The sequence below is a fragment of the Novosphingobium sp. 63-713 genome, from assembly GCF_001898925.1.
Lineage (GTDB): Bacteria > Pseudomonadota > Alphaproteobacteria > Sphingomonadales > Sphingomonadaceae > Novosphingobium.
On sequence record NZ_MKVS01000026.1, the window covers coordinates 393040 to 409058 of the forward strand.

General features: G+C 58.1%; 26 protein-coding genes. 13 read left to right on the forward strand and 13 right to left on the reverse strand.

Annotation, left to right across the window (positions count from 1 at the left end; all coding sequences use genetic code 11):
- Positions 1-22: 22 nt before the first annotated feature.
- The 13 genes from BGP00_RS12625 to BGP00_RS12685 all read right to left on the reverse strand — a co-directional run bounded on the left by BGP00_RS12625 (position 23) and on the right by BGP00_RS12685 (position 4426).
- Positions 23-373 carry a hypothetical protein gene (locus BGP00_RS12625; RefSeq protein WP_292689533.1) on the reverse strand — a complete coding sequence of 117 codons (351 nt, stop codon included), beginning with the start codon at positions 371-373 and terminating at the stop codon, positions 23-25.
- The gene (locus BGP00_RS12630; RefSeq protein WP_292689534.1) at positions 370-777 is read right to left on the reverse strand and encodes a hypothetical protein; all 408 of its coding nucleotides are present in this window, start codon (positions 775-777) and stop codon (positions 370-372) included. The genes BGP00_RS12625 and BGP00_RS12630 overlap by 4 nt, the downstream gene beginning before the upstream one ends.
- On the reverse strand, positions 774-1007 hold the full coding sequence (locus tag BGP00_RS12635; RefSeq protein WP_292689535.1) for a hypothetical protein: 234 nt from the start codon (positions 1005-1007) through the stop codon (positions 774-776). Before BGP00_RS12635 ends, BGP00_RS12630 begins: the two co-directional genes overlap by 4 nt.
- Entirely contained in the window at positions 1007-1246 is a 240-nt protein-coding gene (locus BGP00_RS12640; RefSeq protein ID WP_292689536.1) for a DUF2312 domain-containing protein, read from the reverse strand. The genes BGP00_RS12635 and BGP00_RS12640 overlap by 1 nt, the downstream gene beginning before the upstream one ends.
- Complete coding sequence (locus BGP00_RS12645; RefSeq protein WP_292689537.1) at positions 1239-1607, reverse strand: hypothetical protein; 369 nt, start codon at positions 1605-1607, stop codon at positions 1239-1241. The genes BGP00_RS12640 and BGP00_RS12645 overlap by 8 nt, the downstream gene beginning before the upstream one ends.
- A complete protein-coding gene (locus BGP00_RS12650; protein ID WP_292689538.1) occupies positions 1600-1722 on the reverse strand; it encodes a hypothetical protein in 123 nt (40 codons plus the stop codon). Before BGP00_RS12650 ends, BGP00_RS12645 begins: the two co-directional genes overlap by 8 nt.
- Positions 1722-2036 (reverse strand): hypothetical protein, encoded by a 315-nt coding sequence (locus BGP00_RS12655; protein WP_292689539.1) that lies wholly within the window; start codon positions 2034-2036, stop codon positions 1722-1724. The genes BGP00_RS12650 and BGP00_RS12655 overlap by 1 nt, the downstream gene beginning before the upstream one ends.
- Positions 2033-2392 (reverse strand): hypothetical protein, encoded by a 360-nt coding sequence (locus BGP00_RS12660; protein ID WP_292689540.1) that lies wholly within the window; start codon positions 2390-2392, stop codon positions 2033-2035. The genes BGP00_RS12655 and BGP00_RS12660 overlap by 4 nt, the downstream gene beginning before the upstream one ends.
- Complete coding sequence (locus BGP00_RS12665; RefSeq protein WP_292689541.1) at positions 2389-2739, reverse strand: hypothetical protein; 351 nt, start codon at positions 2737-2739, stop codon at positions 2389-2391. Before BGP00_RS12665 ends, BGP00_RS12660 begins: the two co-directional genes overlap by 4 nt.
- The gene (locus tag BGP00_RS12670) at positions 2736-3062 is read right to left on the reverse strand and encodes a hypothetical protein (protein ID WP_292689542.1); all 327 of its coding nucleotides are present in this window, start codon (positions 3060-3062) and stop codon (positions 2736-2738) included. The genes BGP00_RS12665 and BGP00_RS12670 overlap by 4 nt, the downstream gene beginning before the upstream one ends.
- 115 nt (positions 3063-3177) lie before the next feature.
- Positions 3178-3666, reverse strand: coding sequence for a hypothetical protein (locus BGP00_RS12675; RefSeq protein WP_292689543.1), 489 nt, complete (start codon positions 3664-3666; stop codon positions 3178-3180).
- Positions 3663-4160, reverse strand: a complete 498-nt coding sequence (locus BGP00_RS12680) for a hypothetical protein (RefSeq protein WP_292689544.1) — start codon at positions 4158-4160, stop codon at positions 3663-3665. Before BGP00_RS12680 ends, BGP00_RS12675 begins: the two co-directional genes overlap by 4 nt.
- Positions 4157-4426 (reverse strand): YdaS family helix-turn-helix protein, encoded by a 270-nt coding sequence (locus tag BGP00_RS12685; protein ID WP_292689545.1) that lies wholly within the window; start codon positions 4424-4426, stop codon positions 4157-4159. Before BGP00_RS12685 ends, BGP00_RS12680 begins: the two co-directional genes overlap by 4 nt.
- 119 nt (positions 4427-4545) lie before the next feature.
- On the opposite strand from BGP00_RS12685, the gene BGP00_RS12690 reads away from it, so the two are divergent.
- From BGP00_RS12690 to BGP00_RS12750, 13 genes are all read left to right on the forward strand, one after another.
- Entirely contained in the window at positions 4546-4932 is a 387-nt protein-coding gene (locus tag BGP00_RS12690) for a helix-turn-helix transcriptional regulator (RefSeq protein ID WP_292689714.1), read from the forward strand.
- A 20-nt stretch (positions 4933-4952) separates the two neighbouring features.
- A complete protein-coding gene (locus BGP00_RS12695) occupies positions 4953-5354 on the forward strand; it encodes a helix-turn-helix domain-containing protein (protein ID WP_292689546.1) in 402 nt (133 codons plus the stop codon).
- 41 nt (positions 5355-5395) lie between these two features.
- Positions 5396-5836 (forward strand): hypothetical protein, encoded by a 441-nt coding sequence (locus BGP00_RS12700; protein WP_292689547.1) that lies wholly within the window; start codon positions 5396-5398, stop codon positions 5834-5836.
- Positions 5833-6786 (forward strand): hypothetical protein, encoded by a 954-nt coding sequence (locus tag BGP00_RS12705; protein ID WP_292689548.1) that lies wholly within the window; start codon positions 5833-5835, stop codon positions 6784-6786. Before BGP00_RS12700 ends, BGP00_RS12705 begins: the two co-directional genes overlap by 4 nt.
- 244 nt (positions 6787-7030) lie before the next feature.
- Positions 7031-8527 (forward strand): P-loop NTPase fold protein, encoded by a 1497-nt coding sequence (locus BGP00_RS12710; protein WP_292925756.1) that lies wholly within the window; start codon positions 7031-7033, stop codon positions 8525-8527.
- A 204-nt stretch (positions 8528-8731) separates the two neighbouring features.
- Positions 8732-9106 carry a hypothetical protein gene (locus tag BGP00_RS12715; RefSeq protein ID WP_292689550.1) on the forward strand — a complete coding sequence of 125 codons (375 nt, stop codon included), beginning with the start codon at positions 8732-8734 and terminating at the stop codon, positions 9104-9106.
- Positions 9072-9770, forward strand: a complete 699-nt coding sequence (locus BGP00_RS12720; protein WP_292689551.1) for a hypothetical protein — start codon at positions 9072-9074, stop codon at positions 9768-9770. The genes BGP00_RS12715 and BGP00_RS12720 overlap by 35 nt, the downstream gene beginning before the upstream one ends.
- Before the next feature lie 183 nt (positions 9771-9953).
- A complete protein-coding gene (locus BGP00_RS12725) occupies positions 9954-11708 on the forward strand; it encodes an SIR2 family protein (RefSeq protein WP_292689552.1) in 1755 nt (584 codons plus the stop codon).
- Positions 11709-11870: 162 nt separating this feature from the next.
- Complete coding sequence (locus BGP00_RS12730) at positions 11871-12071, forward strand: hypothetical protein (protein ID WP_292689553.1); 201 nt, start codon at positions 11871-11873, stop codon at positions 12069-12071.
- Entirely contained in the window at positions 12068-12280 is a 213-nt protein-coding gene (locus BGP00_RS12735) for a hypothetical protein (protein WP_292689554.1), read from the forward strand. The genes BGP00_RS12730 and BGP00_RS12735 overlap by 4 nt, the downstream gene beginning before the upstream one ends.
- The gene (locus BGP00_RS12740; protein ID WP_292689555.1) at positions 12280-12996 is read left to right on the forward strand and encodes a hypothetical protein; all 717 of its coding nucleotides are present in this window, start codon (positions 12280-12282) and stop codon (positions 12994-12996) included. The genes BGP00_RS12735 and BGP00_RS12740 overlap by 1 nt, the downstream gene beginning before the upstream one ends.
- A 275-nt stretch (positions 12997-13271) precedes the next feature.
- Positions 13272-13898 carry a hypothetical protein gene (locus BGP00_RS12745; protein WP_292689557.1) on the forward strand — a complete coding sequence of 209 codons (627 nt, stop codon included), beginning with the start codon at positions 13272-13274 and terminating at the stop codon, positions 13896-13898.
- Positions 13855-16017: a terminase gpA endonuclease subunit gene (locus BGP00_RS12750; protein ID WP_292925757.1), complete on the forward strand. Its 2163-nt coding sequence runs from the start codon at positions 13855-13857 to the stop codon at positions 16015-16017. The genes BGP00_RS12745 and BGP00_RS12750 overlap by 44 nt, the downstream gene beginning before the upstream one ends.
- Positions 16018-16019: the final 2 nt, after the last annotated feature.

Sequence of the window (16019 nt, forward strand, 5' to 3'; positions counted from 1 at the left end):
TTGGGGTGGGAGAGGGGGCGCATCACGGCTTCCTCATTTCGGCAAACTTCGCCACGTTGCGGATGAACCGCTCTTCGGACGCGTGGCGCGCGTGCAAGTGCTGTTCTTCGGCATCGCGAAGCCGAGATGCCATTTCCCGACGGGGTCTGGGTTTTGAGTGCGCCTTGATGAGGAGGCGACACAGCTCAAACACCTGCTGCGTTGCATCGTGATTGGCATCGCCGCGCAGCACGGCGGTCAGGCGCGCGGCAAAGCCCAGCGCTTCGTCGCCCCGAATGAAGATACCGGGCCAGTCACCTTCGAACTGGATTACGCCCGTTTCGACGCGCAGGCCGGGTCCGGGCGAGGGAAGGGGAAAAGGTTTTGCCATCATGCCGCCTCCACCGGTTGGGCGGGCAGGCGCAGCAGATCCTTGATCGTGGTGCAGGTGCCAGCAGCGGCTTCATCGGTGCGGGGGAGGACCTTGCGGAAAGCCGCCGCGCTGAAAGCCAGACCGGGCCAGCGGGTAAAGATCAGGCCGGTGATATTGAGGCGCGGATCGACGTCGACAACGCGGTATCGCTCGCCGAACTGAGGGCCTCCATCCTCCAGAATGTATCCGGTTTTGCGGCACCGCCAATCGCCGCTTTCCGCGATACATTCGGCCAGATCGCCGACGCGCCATTCGTCCGGGCTGTCGCCGGGCGGCGGGGCGGGCGGCGCAGCGGGCGTGGCGGGGGCGGCGGGCGCTTTGCCGATCAGGCGCGCGGCGAAGCGGGCAACGGAGTTGCGGTTCATGGCCGTTCCCCCCGCCAGGCGCTGCGCATGGCCGGGATGATCTCATGCCGCAGCTCATCCATCATTTTCACCGGGCCTTCGCCCAGCGCGCGCAAGGCGGCCCAGATCGCGACCAGCAGCGTGCCCGCCGCGTAGAGCGCGAAGATTGCCACGCAAAGCGCCAGGCCGACCACCGGCACGATCGCGCGGCGCAACCAGTGCGGGCGGATATCGCCAAGCCCGCGCGCCATTATTCGATCCCCAGCGCGTTGAGGTAAACCTCGAGGATGGCTTCCTGCTCTTTGCGGTCGTCCGGCTTCATCTTCCGGATCCGGACAACCTGGTTCATGGCCTTGGGGTCATAGCCGGTAGCCTTCCCCTCCAGGTACACGTCCTTGATGTCGTCCGAGATGCCCTTCTTTTCGGATTCAAGACGCTCGATGCGCTCGATCAGAAGGCGCAGGCGTTCGTCAGCATCGATATCAGCCATGGGTGGTCTCCTTCGCGGCGGCGCGGTCAATGCGCTCGATTTCGGCAAGGATGAGGGCGCCCGCGATGATCAGCAGGCGGCGGGGCGCGGCGGTCAGGCTTTGGGGCAAGGGATCATCCCAAGGCCATGCGTGCATCGCGGCGATTTCATGGCGCCCGGCCAGCGCCGCATAAGACGCGGCCATCAGGGCGATCTCGCCCGCAGTGTGGCGGTCGTCATGGGCGGCGTCATAGCCTTCGGCGGTGACCTGGCGGCGGCGCTCGTCCGAGATCGCGACCAGAATGAACGACCGCGCGACGAACTCTGCGGGCAGGTCGAATTCAATGGTCGTACGGGGTGGGATGGGGTCGATCTTATCCATGGTGGATTGCTCCGGGGATGAAGAGTTCCAGCGCCGCCGCAGCCATCGCCAGGAGCGGCGCAGCCAGCAGGCCCAGCGCAGCGATGGCGAGGCGGAGGGCGATGGGATGGGGCATCAGGCGGCCGAACCGGCGCCGGCCGAGGTAAGGAAGTCCGCGCGGCCCATGCCCAGACGTTCGCCAAGGGCGGTCGCGCCTTCTCCCAATTCCGCGAAGCGACGGGCCGCAAACTGCGCACCGATCTGGAAAGCGATAATCTCGGACACCATGCTGGGCGCTGCTTTGCAGCGGTCGCCAAAGGTTTTGACCGCTTCCTCCATCGCATGAAGGGCAAGGTCGACCGTGACCGCCGCCTGATCGGCCGGTGCGCCGGTGCCGATAAGGTGAGCGACCAGTTCGCGTTTTTGCGCGTCGTTGAGGAACGAGCTCATCGGCCATCCTCCTTCATAGGTTCGATGGTTTCCCATTCGATGGAAAAGCGCTTGGCCTCGACAGGCAGGCCATCGCGTTCGGCAATGGCCCAGATGCTTTCCTGCATATTGCGGAGCAGCAGCCGGATCAGTTCGGCGCCGTTGGCGATGGCCATCTGGACCTGCCAGGCATCACCCCCGCTGGTTGCGGCCCGATAGAACGTCTCGATCGCGGCGATGGCCGTCTCGCGCGAGTGGTCGATCATGGCCTGCCAGTCCTGTTCGGAGACATTGGCCGGGCGCGGGAATTCGACGAAGGCATTGGTCCACGATTTGGTGGCCGATGCATTGCGGAAATCGGGGAGGAGGCCGCTCATTGGACCGTGCTCTTTTGAGCATCGTCGGCGCTGAGATTGAACGGAATGGTGCGCGCTCCGCCGCCGCAAGTTTCGCAGTAACGGAAAACCGATTGCTGGAGATTGACCAACATCATCTGCGCCAGTTCGGCGCCATTGGTGATGGCGTTGGTGGAGATTTCGACATTGCAGCTGCTGCTTGCGACCTTAAAGAAAGTGGCGAGGGCGGCGATGGCGGCATCATGGGCCAACTCGATCACCTTTGCCCATTCATCGGGCGCCATATGGGCCGGGCAGCCAAGTTGCTCGATGGCAGCGCGCCATTGCAGGCTGATCGCGCCGTTGCGGAAATCGGGAGCGTTCGTCACTGCGCGGCCTCCTGTGCGGGGGCCTGTGCGGCGGTTTGTTCGTCGAGGTGAACTTCACGCAGGGGGCCACTCCCGGCAAACCGTTCGCTGAGCGACAGTTCGGCCAGCGCCAAAAACGACTTCGCAGCAAGCTGGGAGGCAATCTGCGTCGCAGCCTTGCCGACTGCCAAGTTCGGGGCGGGGCGCAGCGTGCTGAGAAAGGTTTCGCGGGCGGCCCGCGCCGCGCGATCGGCCAGATCGACCGTAATCTCGGCCTGATCGATGGGCAGGCCGGAAGCAATAAGGCCCTCGATGCAGTTAAGCTTCTGAAATTCGCTGAGCATGACGATATCCTTTTCAGGCAGCAGAAAACCGCCCCCGAAATCGGATGGATCAGGGCGGATCGGCTGAAAGGTGAGGCTTGGGCTTGGTCAGGGCGGGATGGGCCCTGTTGCCGGATTACGGCGGGATCTGAGGGCTGTCGGTTGTGCCGGACTTCATGTTGGTCAGCATTGCGCGGGCGGTACCCATCGCGACCAGGGCCTCCTCCAGCTCGCGCAGTGCGCGGCGGATTTCGGCGGGGCCTGCATCGGGCAGGATCGCGCTCAGCATGGCGCTCTCGGCCTCGGCCGATTCCTTGATCACGCTGGCCAGATGAACGCCCAATGCGGCGCGATCGGCAAAGCGGTTGATGCAGGCCAGATCGAGCTGCAGCGCGTAGGTTTCGAAGATCGGCGCGCCGGTGCCGCCTGCAGCCTGAAAGGCCAGATCGAGCGCGATCGCGGACGCCATCGGGATCTGTTCGCGGCGGCCGGGTTGGCCCCATGCGCGCACCGTGGTCTCCGATCGGGAAACCGCGCGGCCCATGGCCCCCCATCCGCCATCAAGCTGTCCGGCAATGCGGGCCAGCGCGGCGTCGATGGAGGTGGGCGCGCGATGCACGGTCATGCCGGGATCCCCCGGCCGGAAATGGTGCCAGCTCCGCCAAGCCGTAACGGTTCGGCCATGGCGGGCATGCTCATACCGCCATGGCCTGCGCAGCTGGCGTGCGCGAAGGGAAGGGCGCTGGCTCCGTGGAGTTTCGGTTCACGGATGATGGCCTGCGCGCGCTCGCCGTGTCGCGACAGGCCTGCGCCGCCAGCGGGCGCGGTGAGAAGGACTGTAAAAGCGGCCGCCGATTGCAGCAGACCGATGACCAGCGCCGCGATAGGCAGGAGGCGCAGGAAAGGAGGGCGCGATTTGGAGCGCGAGGTCGAATGGTTGATGGCGCAATCCGCCGGGGACGTGGGCAATCCCCGGCGGACGCCGCCGCGCGCTACAGGTAGGGGGGCGTTCGCGCGGAAGGAAGGTGCCAGCGGGGCCGGAACTAGCGGCGCCCGCTGGCCGCTGCCGTGGCGGAAACCGAAGGCCATGGGCAGCGTATGGAGTTGGCGCCGGTTCATGCGGCACCCGATTGGTCGGAATTGGCGGCTTCGGCAGGCGGATTTTGGACGTCGCGAGGGTAAATGTCGGGGCGAAGGTCGTGGCGGGAAATGCCGGTGGCGGCTTCGACGACAAATACCAATTCGGAAGGAAGCGGACGCTCCTTTCGCAACCAGTCATGGATGACCGACTGTCTCTTGCCGACGATCCGGCCGAACGCGACTTGCGAACCCGCTTTGCGGATCGCTTGGGCTAGAGCCGAGTCGGATTGGCAATGGAGAACCATACCGTTTACCTACCGACATTGCGGTATGAGTCAACCGTAACTGCGGAATATTATTCTACCGGAAATCCGTTAGGCTGTTCGGCATGGAACTAGGACGCCGGATAGAGCTTCGCTTGAAGGTGCTTGGCATCAGCCAGGCCGAACTGGCGCGCCGTGCCGAAATTCCGCAAACTACCGTAAACAGTCTTATTCGCAGCGGTCGCCGATCCACTCCGCACTTGGTGAAAATCGCGCGGGAGCTTCAGACCACACCGGCTTACCTGGCTGGCGAAACGGATGATCCGGCGCTTGATGCACCGGCACCAACGCTCTCGAGCGAAGATCAGGCAGTCTTAGGGCTCTATCACAGCCTCGAATCGTCGGGCCAAAAAGCTGTCATCGAGATCATGCGCACCATGGCGCAAGCGTCCTTGGCGGCGAAGCCTGCCGATCGGCCGGTAAAGGCACCAGTCAAAATCATCACATCGTCAAAAGGCAAATCCATATCGGCCGAGGCGCTTCGGTGATCCGCCGGGACCGTCTGCGCATGCTGATGTCGACCCACAGGGTGACACAGCGCGCGCTGGCGGCTGAACTTGGGATCTCTGCGCAGACCATTGGAAAGATCCTGATCGGCGCCCCGGTCGATATGCGAAAGCTGCCCATCATTGCCCGGATGTTTCGCGTGTCGCAGGAATATCTGTTGGGCGAAACCGATGACCCGTCGATCAGCGCCATGGAGGCCGCGATCGACAAGGAGGAATGGGCGATCCTTGACCTTTATCGCCAGTTGGCGCCGAGCGGCAGGCTGGCCGTCGCGGAAATCATGCGCACCATGGCGCAGGCCGGAAAAACCGGCATGTCGCGCCTTCAGGAACGCGCGGCCGAACCATTCACGGGGCCGGGCATCCGCCATGGTCTGACGACGCGATATGGAGCGCAGGGATAGCCTGCGGGCGCGGGATCTAAAATTGCTTGGGGGCAAGCTAAGTGAGTGATCGGGATTATGACGGCAAGCGCCGGCCAATGCCCTCGTGGCTGAAATGGGTGTGGCGGCTATTCATCACCATCGCTGCGCTTTTTGCGCTGATGGTGGCTCTCGGCCTGTGGTTGGGCCCAGCAAAACCGAATTTGACGCCAGTACAAATCGCTGAAGGGCGCGGTTGCCTGGACGACAAGGGCAGCATCCCAGACATGGAGGCCAAAGTGAGGGCGCAGTTCGCGGACCCCGAAGGTTTCCGGGTTGATGGCGCCGTGGAACTGCTGCGGGGGGACGTAAACGACCCGGCCATTCCGAAGGACACAAGCTTGGCGCTGATGCGTGTGGCGGGGAAGAACAGGTTTGGGGGGCTATCGTTCTTTGCCGCATCCGGGGCGCTGCATATCAAAGACTGCACGGTGACGATGTTTGAAGTGAAGGAAGAGCAGTGAGCCGCAATGTAAAATCTAATGCTGACAATATTTCGGCATCTGACGTGGACGGTGCTGAGCAAAACTCAGGCGCCAAAGAGACTTGCGGCATTATTATGCCCATTTCTGCGATGCCTCCCAAATATGACGCAGCACATTGGAATGACGTAAAAAAAGTCATCCATAAAGCAATTACAGATGCGGGGATGTATCCTCAGATCGTAAGTGACGATTTTGAGTCCGATGTAATCCAGCGCAGAATTATTAAAAATCTATATGAAAATCCAGTAGTTGTATGCGACGTATCTGGATTGAACCCAAACGTAATGTTTGAGCTAGGTATGAGAATTACGTTCAAAAAGCCTGTGATTATTATTACCGATGATATTGGTTCAATTCCTTTTGATACTCGAGTTATCGAGCATGTTTCATATCCTGCCGGTTTGCACATTCACGAAACTAACTTTTTTATATCTACTCTGACAAAGAAAATTATAAATATTCATAATAATTATATCAATAATAAGTTTAGGTCGTTTATCGAAGATTTTGGAACATTTGAAACTCTAGAGCCGAAGAATGAATACGTTGGAATAGAGCGTATAATTTCTGATAAATTTGCTGAACTCGAGTTGTCTTTAAGAAGAGGAGAAGTGCGTAATCCACTTGCTTCGGCCCGCTGGGCAAGTCTGGATCGTCGTCCCGACAGCCAATTTGAAGGTCCCAAAATACGAATTTATATTAACTCGTATGTTCCCGATGACATATATGGTAGCTTCATCAACCATTTGCAAACCAATGGAATTGTTAAGAAGATCACAGTTCAGACAGAAAATACAAGAGGATTCTCTTCTGTTATAAGTATTATATACGATTCTATGGTTTTGGATGGTGAGCGCTTTCTCCCAATTGTGTTGGAGGCCATGCCTACTGTGCTGCGCAATGCAGTTTCGCATTCGGAAATTGAATAGTATTATCCGGTATAATATTAATCATTTGTCCCGCATGAATTTTTATATAAGCGCGACGCCCACTGCGGTTGCTAAAATATAAGTGAAAGCCATGGATTTAATCCATATGAGTTGCTTTTTCGGAAGATGGATTTTTAAAATATGGATTGAGCGGTAATTTTATATTGATTGGTTGAAATCGATTGAGGTTAGACCCAGAAAGTTTCACGAATTATTCTAAAATACTGCCTCCTATTTGAAAGCTATGGACCGAACTTTAGCGAGCGAGATGAATATGTTTAAAAAAATTTGGGATGGAGATCTTTTCGATAGGCGCAGTGAAGCTTTGATGCTTCAGGGCTATCTCGAAAGTTTAACAAACGGAAATCATGGTCAGCATGTGCAGCGAGCATTCACTATCGCTGTTGATGCTGGCTATGGTGAGGGAAAGAGCTTCTTCCTAAAGCGTTTTGCCGAACAAGTAAGCATAAATCATCCAGTGGCATTTGTCGATGCATGGGCTGATGACCTTGCAGACCAGCCAATGGTAGCGTTGGCTGCAACGCTAAAGAAGGCGCTAAAGCCCTATCTTAATGAGCCAGAGGTCAAGCAGACCTTTGATAAATTCGTTGGCAAAGCTGGCCGCGTGGCAAAATGCGCTGGCCTTGGGTTAATTAAGCGTGCCGCTGGTATGGTGATCACTGCGCCAGTAGTTGATGAGCTGGAGGGGATCGTCAAGGATACCGGTCACTCCTTAACGGAGGGCATGAAGAAATCCATCGAAGACGGAGGCAAGGATCTTGCAAATGGTCTGATCGAGGACGTTTCCAGAGCATCCTTCACATTGATGGATGGGCGCATCAATGCGTTCGAAGAAGGTCAGTCTGCTATCGATGAAATGAAAAAGAGTCTGGCTGCTATTGTCGAGAAGATCAACAAAGATGGTCATAGCGCTCCCATTATCATTGTGATTGACGAGCTTGATCGCTGCCGGCCTACCTATGCAATTAAATTGCTCGAAGAAATAAAGCACCTTTTTGACGTCAGGGGGTTGATTTTTATTTTAGGTGTGCACCTTGAGCAGCTCTCTTGTTCAGTATCGGGTGCGTATGGGAGTAAATTTGATGGTGGAAAGTATTTAAGCAGATTTATAGATCGTCGTTACAAACTTAGAAAGCCAGACGCGTTTCATTTTGTTTCTCAGCTTTGCGCGCAATATGGAATTTTGGAGGAGAAAATCGAATTTTTCCTGATGAGGCAGAGGAATCCCAGGAAATCACTCAATTTTTTTGAAAAAATTTGTGCTTACTTTGATGTTTATTCTGTCTCTGCGAGGGATAGAATAAAATTAATTCATCAAATTCAAACTTGCATATCCCTTTCTGGGTCAAATAGGCTTCAAGGTGATTATTTAATATCTCTTCTTATAAAGAATTTTTATGGCTTGGATTATGTTAATAATATCAACAGAAATGATCTTTTTAAATTTTATGTTCCAGAAAGTTTTAATAAATCTACGCATGAGTTCAATCTGCAGGATTTGAGTATTGAAATAGAAAGGGCTTTGGCAATGTCTGAGGAGGCAATTGATGAAGCTATGAGCAAAGATAATCAATCTGAAATTATTAAGTTAATGTACTACCATCGCGATAATGGGCAGGATGGTAATATTCATCATATTACCCGCTACAACGATCTTATTTCCACTGTTGGAAGGTTTAGTGACCCAATGCTTGACGCTAGCGTTCCGGTAATCGCTTAAACCCATCGTGGCGGAATCCGCTTAATTTCCTTGCGTGGTGGCGTATGCGGGCCCCGGATGAAAGTCGGAGATATATACCCTTTGGGGGCGGGTCTAAGATTTTACTATAATGCGCTTAAAAATTAGGCATTCCTCCGCTATGTTCCTGTCATGTCCACAATGGCAGGAAATACGGAAAGCAAATCGCGGCGGTTGCGCCCGGCCATGGTGTCGCTGCGTCTGCAGGTGCTCGACTTCATCCATGAATATATCGCACAATGGCGCCACAGCCCGAGCCTGGGCGAGATCGCGGCCGCCGTGGGCGTGCGGCGCCAGTATGCGCACCAGATCGTCGGCAATCTCACGGCCAGCGGCCTGTTGATCAAGATCCCCGGTCCGCGTGGCCTGCGCTTGCCACAACAGCGCGATGAGGCGGTGCAGCTGCTGCGCTCGCTGGGCTGGAACGTGGACGATCGCGCGCATGAGGCGACAAATCGCAGACTGATGGAAGGCCCTGCCATTGATTACACCCCGCCATCGGCAATCAAGCGGGGATCTTCGGGACATGGCAAAATCAGGCGGGTCGAAGGCGGCTGGTAAGCGCAAAGCCAAGGGCAAGCAGGCCGGCGTTGCCGAACGGATGATGGCCGACCAGCGGCGCCGGATCTCCGCCGCCTATGCCGAATGCCATCCCGAACGTGCGGCAGAGGAGCGCGCGCTGCGCAAGGCGCATGCGGCCGCGCAAGGCAAGTTTGGCCATAAGCGCAACGGAACGGTCGAAACCCACGCGGCCGCGGCCACTATGCGCCAGGGCGCGTTGGCCCGCCTTCACCGATCAGGCGCGATCAGCAATGACCAGTTGGGATGGGCGTTGGAAATTCAGGCCGAGCATGAACGCATCGATGCCGAGGTGACTGTGCGCAGCGCCAGCCTCGAAACCCGCGTGGATCTGAGTGTTTGTCCCGATGCCGCCTTTTTCGAGAGCCTAGGCCGGGTGCGGCGCGCGATAGCCTATTCACGGTGGCGCCGACAACTGCCTATGGTCTGTACGGGGTGCCTGACGGGCGCGCAGCATGTGCTGGCTATGGTTGTCGATGATCTGGGCATCACGTGGGCTGCGAGACGGCTGCGGATGAGCGTGAGGCGGACGCGAAAGGTCTTGCTTGATGCACTGGATCTCTGGCCGTCAATTCTTGAGGATGTTCGCGGGCAGGTGGGGGACGAGGATCTGGTGTTGGTTCACCGGCGGATCGGACTTTATTGATCTGGGATGGGATCATGAAACTTTTTGGACTGCACCGATCTGGATCGGCCCATTGGGTGTCATTTCCGGCTGGACTGGCTCCCGTGGGTGCTTGGAAGACTGACATCGATTGAGGCATCCCAAGTAACTTGAGTGGAGTGGGTTCCAACGAAATCCTGAAGGCGCTACGAATACTCTATGCCAATGATCGAAATCGCCCCGATTGATTCCCTTGCCCTCTCGCTCCATCATTCCCCAGGGGTCCAAGCCCTCCTGATTGGCAGCGGAATATCCCGCTCCGCTGGCGTGCCCACGGGTTGGGAAATCACCCTTGATCTGATACGCCGCCTTGGCAGTGTTCGGGGCGTGGTGGATCAGGTCGACTGGTCTGCATGGTATCGGGAGACTTACGGGCAGGAGCCCAGCTATTCCGATATTTTGGATGCTATTGCTTCAACTCCAGCGGAGCGGCGGTCGATCATTCATGCATATGTTGAAGCTAGGGATGGCGAGGAGCCTTACCAGCCGACAGTAGCTCACAGGGCGATAGCGAACCTCGTGGCCGTCGGTACGATCCGGGTGATTGTAACGACTAATTTCGATCGCCTACTTGAAAATGCCCTTCGCGATGTCGGTGTCGAACCGACGGTAATTGCTTCAGACGATGCTATTGTTGGTGCGACTCCGCTCGTTCATTCCCGGTGCACTATCATCAAAGTGCACGGCGATTACATGGACGCACGTATCAAGAATACACAGGACGAATTAGAGACGTATTCTCCCGCGATGAATGCTCTGGTTGACCGGGTGTTCGATGAATACGGCCTGGTCATTGTAGGATGGTCTGGCGACTGGGACACGGCGCTGCGCGCCGCAATCATTCGTTCCCCCAACCGACGGTATCCTTTTTATTGGGCTTCCCGCGGTCAGCTATCGGTCCTTGGCGCAGACCTTCTAGCCCATCGAGCGGGTAAGACGATCCAAATTACCGATGCAGACAGTTTCTTTACACAATTGATGGCCAAGACAGACGCTCTTGCCACCATGAACCGTGTTCATCCAGAATCAATGGCGCTTCTGATCGGCACGGCAAAAAAAATGTGCAGGGATGACGGGCATGCTGCAGAGTGGAGCGACTTGATTGCTCATGAAGTCGATCTGTTTTCAGACTGGGTACGTGGTCCGGACTTTTTTCAAGGAACGCCGGACAAGCAGTCTATCAACGATCTAGTAAAGCGTATCGTTACGAAAGCAGAGGGCCTGCGCAGACTTGTCTTGATAGGAACAAGATGGGGTACCGACGAAGCGTTCCGTACGATACTACGCGCCATCACAGCCATCACCTTTCGCGATATGGATGGGTCGGGATATACTTACGTTATATCACTCCGCATGCTTGGTGCGGCAATGTGCTTTCATTGGGGAGTCTCGGCTTCGCTCCTTCGTGCAAATGGGTATGAACGGGCCGCCCAACTCATGCATATGACGATCCACGCGAAATATGACGAAAGCCGTCCTGCGGTGAGTTGTCTACCCATCGCCGCCCTTGAGACAATCGACTGGAAACTTCTTGAAGGTTTCGAAACTCGTAACACACCCCATAGCGATTTTTTCTTCAAGATTTTTGAATTAGAAGCCAAGGACATCGTCGTCGGACCCAACGAGGCAGATGCGATTTGGGACGACAGTGAGTTTGTGATCGCAGCTGAAGCTGGTTATCAAATGCTTCCAGCCATGAAGGAAAACGGATCGCGGTTCTGGGTGCCACCTGGACGGTTTTTATGGCGTAATGACAATGGTAAAAGCTTCCGTGACCGGATCGCTCATCTAAGGAATATTTCGGCCGCCTCGCCTGAGTTGACAGCTGGCCTTTTTGGAAAAAGCATCGAGGGCCTGAACGAGACACTGGAGCAGATGACCGAATTTTTGGGCAGTGTGGCCTCCCGTTTTTTCAGGTAGATGCGTATCCGGCATCTCTGGTTTATCCCGGTGCTCGTCAATGCGGACAAAAACCGGACATCCAAAACGGTCACGTAACTGGCAAATCAACAGCAGCACGAAATGCATCCGGCACCCGCCCACCGCAAGGTTGGCGGGTTTTGTCGTTTCTGGGGCTGCGCCGTGAAACCCATTCCCAATGCAAAGCCCGGCGCGGCCGTGGCGCGGCAGCTCTCGCCGCTCAGCCATGACCTCGATCAGCTGCTGTCCGATCTGGGGGCGGGCGTGCGCAGCGCGGATCATTTCAATGAGCTGGAAGAACGCGGCGCAAAGATCGCATCGGGCATTCGCCAGGCATTCCGCAGCAACAGAGGCCAAGCATGATCGACCTGCAGGTGTTGCGTCAGTTCGCCAGTGACGGTCCAGGTGAGGAGCGGATCCCGATCACGCGCAACGCCGTGCGCCAGATCGTTCGCGAATTGGAAGCCGGGCGTGCAGCCCTCGGTGTGCTCGCCTTTGCGCAAAATCGGCGGGAAGAGGTAGCACTGCGCTCTGAGATCGGTCCCGCCATTGATATCGGCAATCCGGACTGATGCTGTCGATCGACTTTCGCGCAGATCTGTCGGGCATGCAGCGCGCCCTTTTCGCGCTTCGCGCAGACGAGGTGCCGTTTGCTTCGGCATTGGCCCTGACGTCCTTGGCGCGCGGTGTGGCGGATCTCGAGCGGGAAGAGGTTAAGGAAACCTTTGAGAACCCGACGCCCTTCACGCAAAATGCTTGGCGTGTGACGGCCGCTACGAAGCGGATGCCCATTGCCTATGTCCGCGCCAAGGACATTCAGGCGCAATATCTTGAACCCTATGTCGATGGCGGCGACCGGTGGCTTGGCAAAAAGCGGGCGATGCTCGCACCGCGCCAGGCGACGCTGAACCAGTATGGGAACCTGCCTCGCAATGCCCTGAAGCGATATCAGGGCCGGAAAGATGTTTTCGTCGGCAAGATCAAGTTCAAGAAGAGCGGTGAGATCGTGTCGGGTGTTTGGCAGCGTGGCGTTGGCGCGGGGAAGGGGCTCGAGGTTAAGCGTGGAAAGCGGAGTAAAGGTGGCGGCGAGTATGGCACCAAGGGCAACAACCAAAGCCTGATCGGAGGCGTGAGGACAACTCTGAAGCTACTCGTCCAGTTCGAAGGCACGTCCGAAGCGCCGAAGCATCTCGAGTTTTACGAAACCGCGCGGGCCTATGTCCGCGCCAATGCTAAGCGCGAGTTTGACGCGGCGTTCCGCAAAGCGCTGGCGACCAAGAAGAGGTGATCGATATGGTCCAATTGCTTCGAGGCAAGCCGCGAATTCCGCGCATCGTTATGGTCGATGAGATTGATGCTTATCCGGTCGCCATGTTTCGTCTTGATCGGCCGGGACCCAACAGGCGCCCGCCGGTGCCGGCACCGCGCTCACCGGCGGCGCCCCCACCCCCCGGGGGGGCTTTGGGTCCTTCCTAGGCCCATCTGCTACGTGGGGAATTGCGCACCCCGTCGTCTCCCCAGCTACGACCCCCAAAATCCGGTTGACGGTTGACGGTTGACCCCATGACGACTTGCTCGCTCGCCCAATACGCCAAAGCTCATGGCGCTTCAAAGCAAGCTGCCAGCAAATGGAAAAGTCGCGGAGTTCTGGTCTTTTCCGGCGATCTGGTCGATGTCGAAAAGTCTGATCGACGGATGCGCGATGCCGGGCTCGGCAATTTCAAACGCCCGTCAACCGATGCCGTTCCGGTTGACCGCAGGCGTCAACCGGTTGACCCTTCGCCCGATGCGGTTGACCCCGACGGCAACGCGGTTGACGGGTATGGAGACCAGTACGATCCCTCCCAGATCGATGACTTCCTGGGCGACCTCGAGCAGGGCAGATATACCTCGCAGGTCAACGCGCAGCGCATCAAGGAAAATGCCCTTGCTGCCCGCCAGCTGCTCAGCCTGCGCCGCGACGCCGGCGAGCTGATCGAGATCGAGCGGGCGGGCAAAGTCTTTTTCAAGCTGGCCCGTCAACAGCGCGATTCGTGGATCACCTGGCCGGTCAAAATCGGACCTTTGCTCGCGGCAGATCTGGGCATTGAGACGGCCCGTGTCGTCGAGGCTTTAAACGTCTATGTCCAAGAGCAGCTCGAAGCCCTTGGCGAGCCCGAGCCGGACTTCTCGGAAGGAGATACAGAATAGGCGGCTGATCGAGCACTTCCGGCTGGGCTGGCGCCCGCCGCCTCGGATCAGCATCCCTGAATGGGCCGACACCACACGGGTCAAGCCGCGCGGCGCCGGAAGCACCGCGGGCCAGTGGCGCACCAGCGACGTGGAAATCGCGCGCGGGCCGATGCTGGCGGTCACAGAGCCTGGGGTTCACATCATCTCTGCGATGGTGGCGACTCAGCTGCTCAAGACCAGCCTGATCGAGAACGTCTTCGGCTATCATGCCGATCTCGATCCGGCGCCGATGATGATCGTCCAGCCCAAAGACGACGCGGCAGAGCAGTTCAGCAAAGAGCGCATCGGCCCTTTCATCAACGCCACCCCGGCGCTGCGCAAGATTATCGGCTCGGGCAAGAGCCGCAATTCTGAGGAGACAATTGACTATAAGGCCTTCCCGGGCGGCTTCCTTGCCCTGGTCGGCGCCGGCAGTGCCGACAACCTTGCGCGCCGCCCGCTGCGCATCATCATGTACGACGAAATCGACAAGTACCCGCTCACCCGGGAAGGCTTGGCGATGGACATCGGCGATGAGCGTCTGGCGTCCTTTGCCAACTGGTTGTCGATCCGCGTGTGCTCTCCCACCGTCAAAGGCGAGAGCAATATCGAGAAGTCCTATCTCGATAGCGACCAGCGCCGCGCCAGCGTGGCTTGCCCGCATTGCGGCCATCGCCAGTTTCTGGACTTCTTCGACCATGTCCATTGGGACAAGACCGAGGACGGCCAGCACAAGACCGACACAGCGGCGATCCATTGCGAGGCATGCAGCGTTGGTTGGACCGAGGCCGAACGCCGCCGCGCGCTGAACACGATCCGCTGGCATCAGACCCGGCCGTTCGATTGCTGTGGCGAAAAGCAGATCCCGCTGGACGCCTATGCCAGCACCTGGCGCAACGGCCGGCGCGATCCGGTCGATCAGGTTTGGGACTGGTGGGCGTCAAACCGCCATGCGGTCTATCGCGCCAAATGTGTCCATTGCGGCACTTGGGCGGTGCCCAACGAGCATGCGGGCTTTCAGGCCAGCAAGCTCTACAGCCCGTGGGACCGCGACAGGCCCGCGATGATCGCGAAAAAGTGGATCAAGGCGCAGGGCGACGAGGACAAGCTTCAGCCCTGGTGGAACACGCAGGCGGCGCTGCCTTACAAGCGCAATGTCGGGGCGGAGATCTCCCTCGATGCGCTGGCCGCGCGATGCGAGATCTGGGAAGCCGAAGTGCCCGACGGCGTGGCGGTGATGACCACCGGCATCGACGTCCAGGATTACCGCGTCGAGATCGAGAATGTTGGTTGGGGCCGGAATGAGGAAAGCTGGTCGATCGACTATCATGTCATCGACGGCGAAATCTCCGATCCCGAAGTGCAGGCCCAGATCGACGCCTATCTCGCGCGGGTCTGGTTTCGGGCGGATGGGCGCCCGTTCACCACGCGGGCGGTCTGCATTGACTCCGGCGGCCACCATACCGACGCGGTCTATAATTTTGCCAAGGCGCGCCTCGGCCGCAAGGTCTGGGCGATCAAGGGGGAAAGCGCAAGGACCGGGCATACCAACCCGGTCTGGCCTATCAAGCGGCCCAGTTCGCGTTCGAAAAAGTCGTTTCGGCCGATCATCATCGGCGTCAACGCAGCCAAGGATTTTGTTCACGCCGCGCTGCGCAAGACAAAGCCTGGCCCCGGTTACATGCACTTCAACGTGCAGACCGACGTCAACCGCTTTGCCCAGCTGACGGCCGAACAGATCGAATGGACCGGGCATGGATCGCTGCGCCGGCGCAAATGGGTTCCCAAACCCGGCCGCGCGAACGAGGCGCTTGATTGCCGCGTCTATGCCTATGCCGCGCTCCATGGCCTGATGCACATGGGGCTGAAACTCAATCGACTGGCCGACGATGTCGGCGCGGTCATCACACCGGGCACCGCCGGGGCCCAGATGCCGGAAGCGGACGACCAAGGTCCGCCGCCGTCGGCCCCCCAACCGCCCGATCCATCATCACCGGCGCCGACGCGACCGCCGCCCCCTCCGCCACTACCGCCGCCCGCAGCTCCGCCCCGCCGGGGCCGCCCCGATGCCCGCCGTCTGGGCCGCCGTCTCGCCTGAAG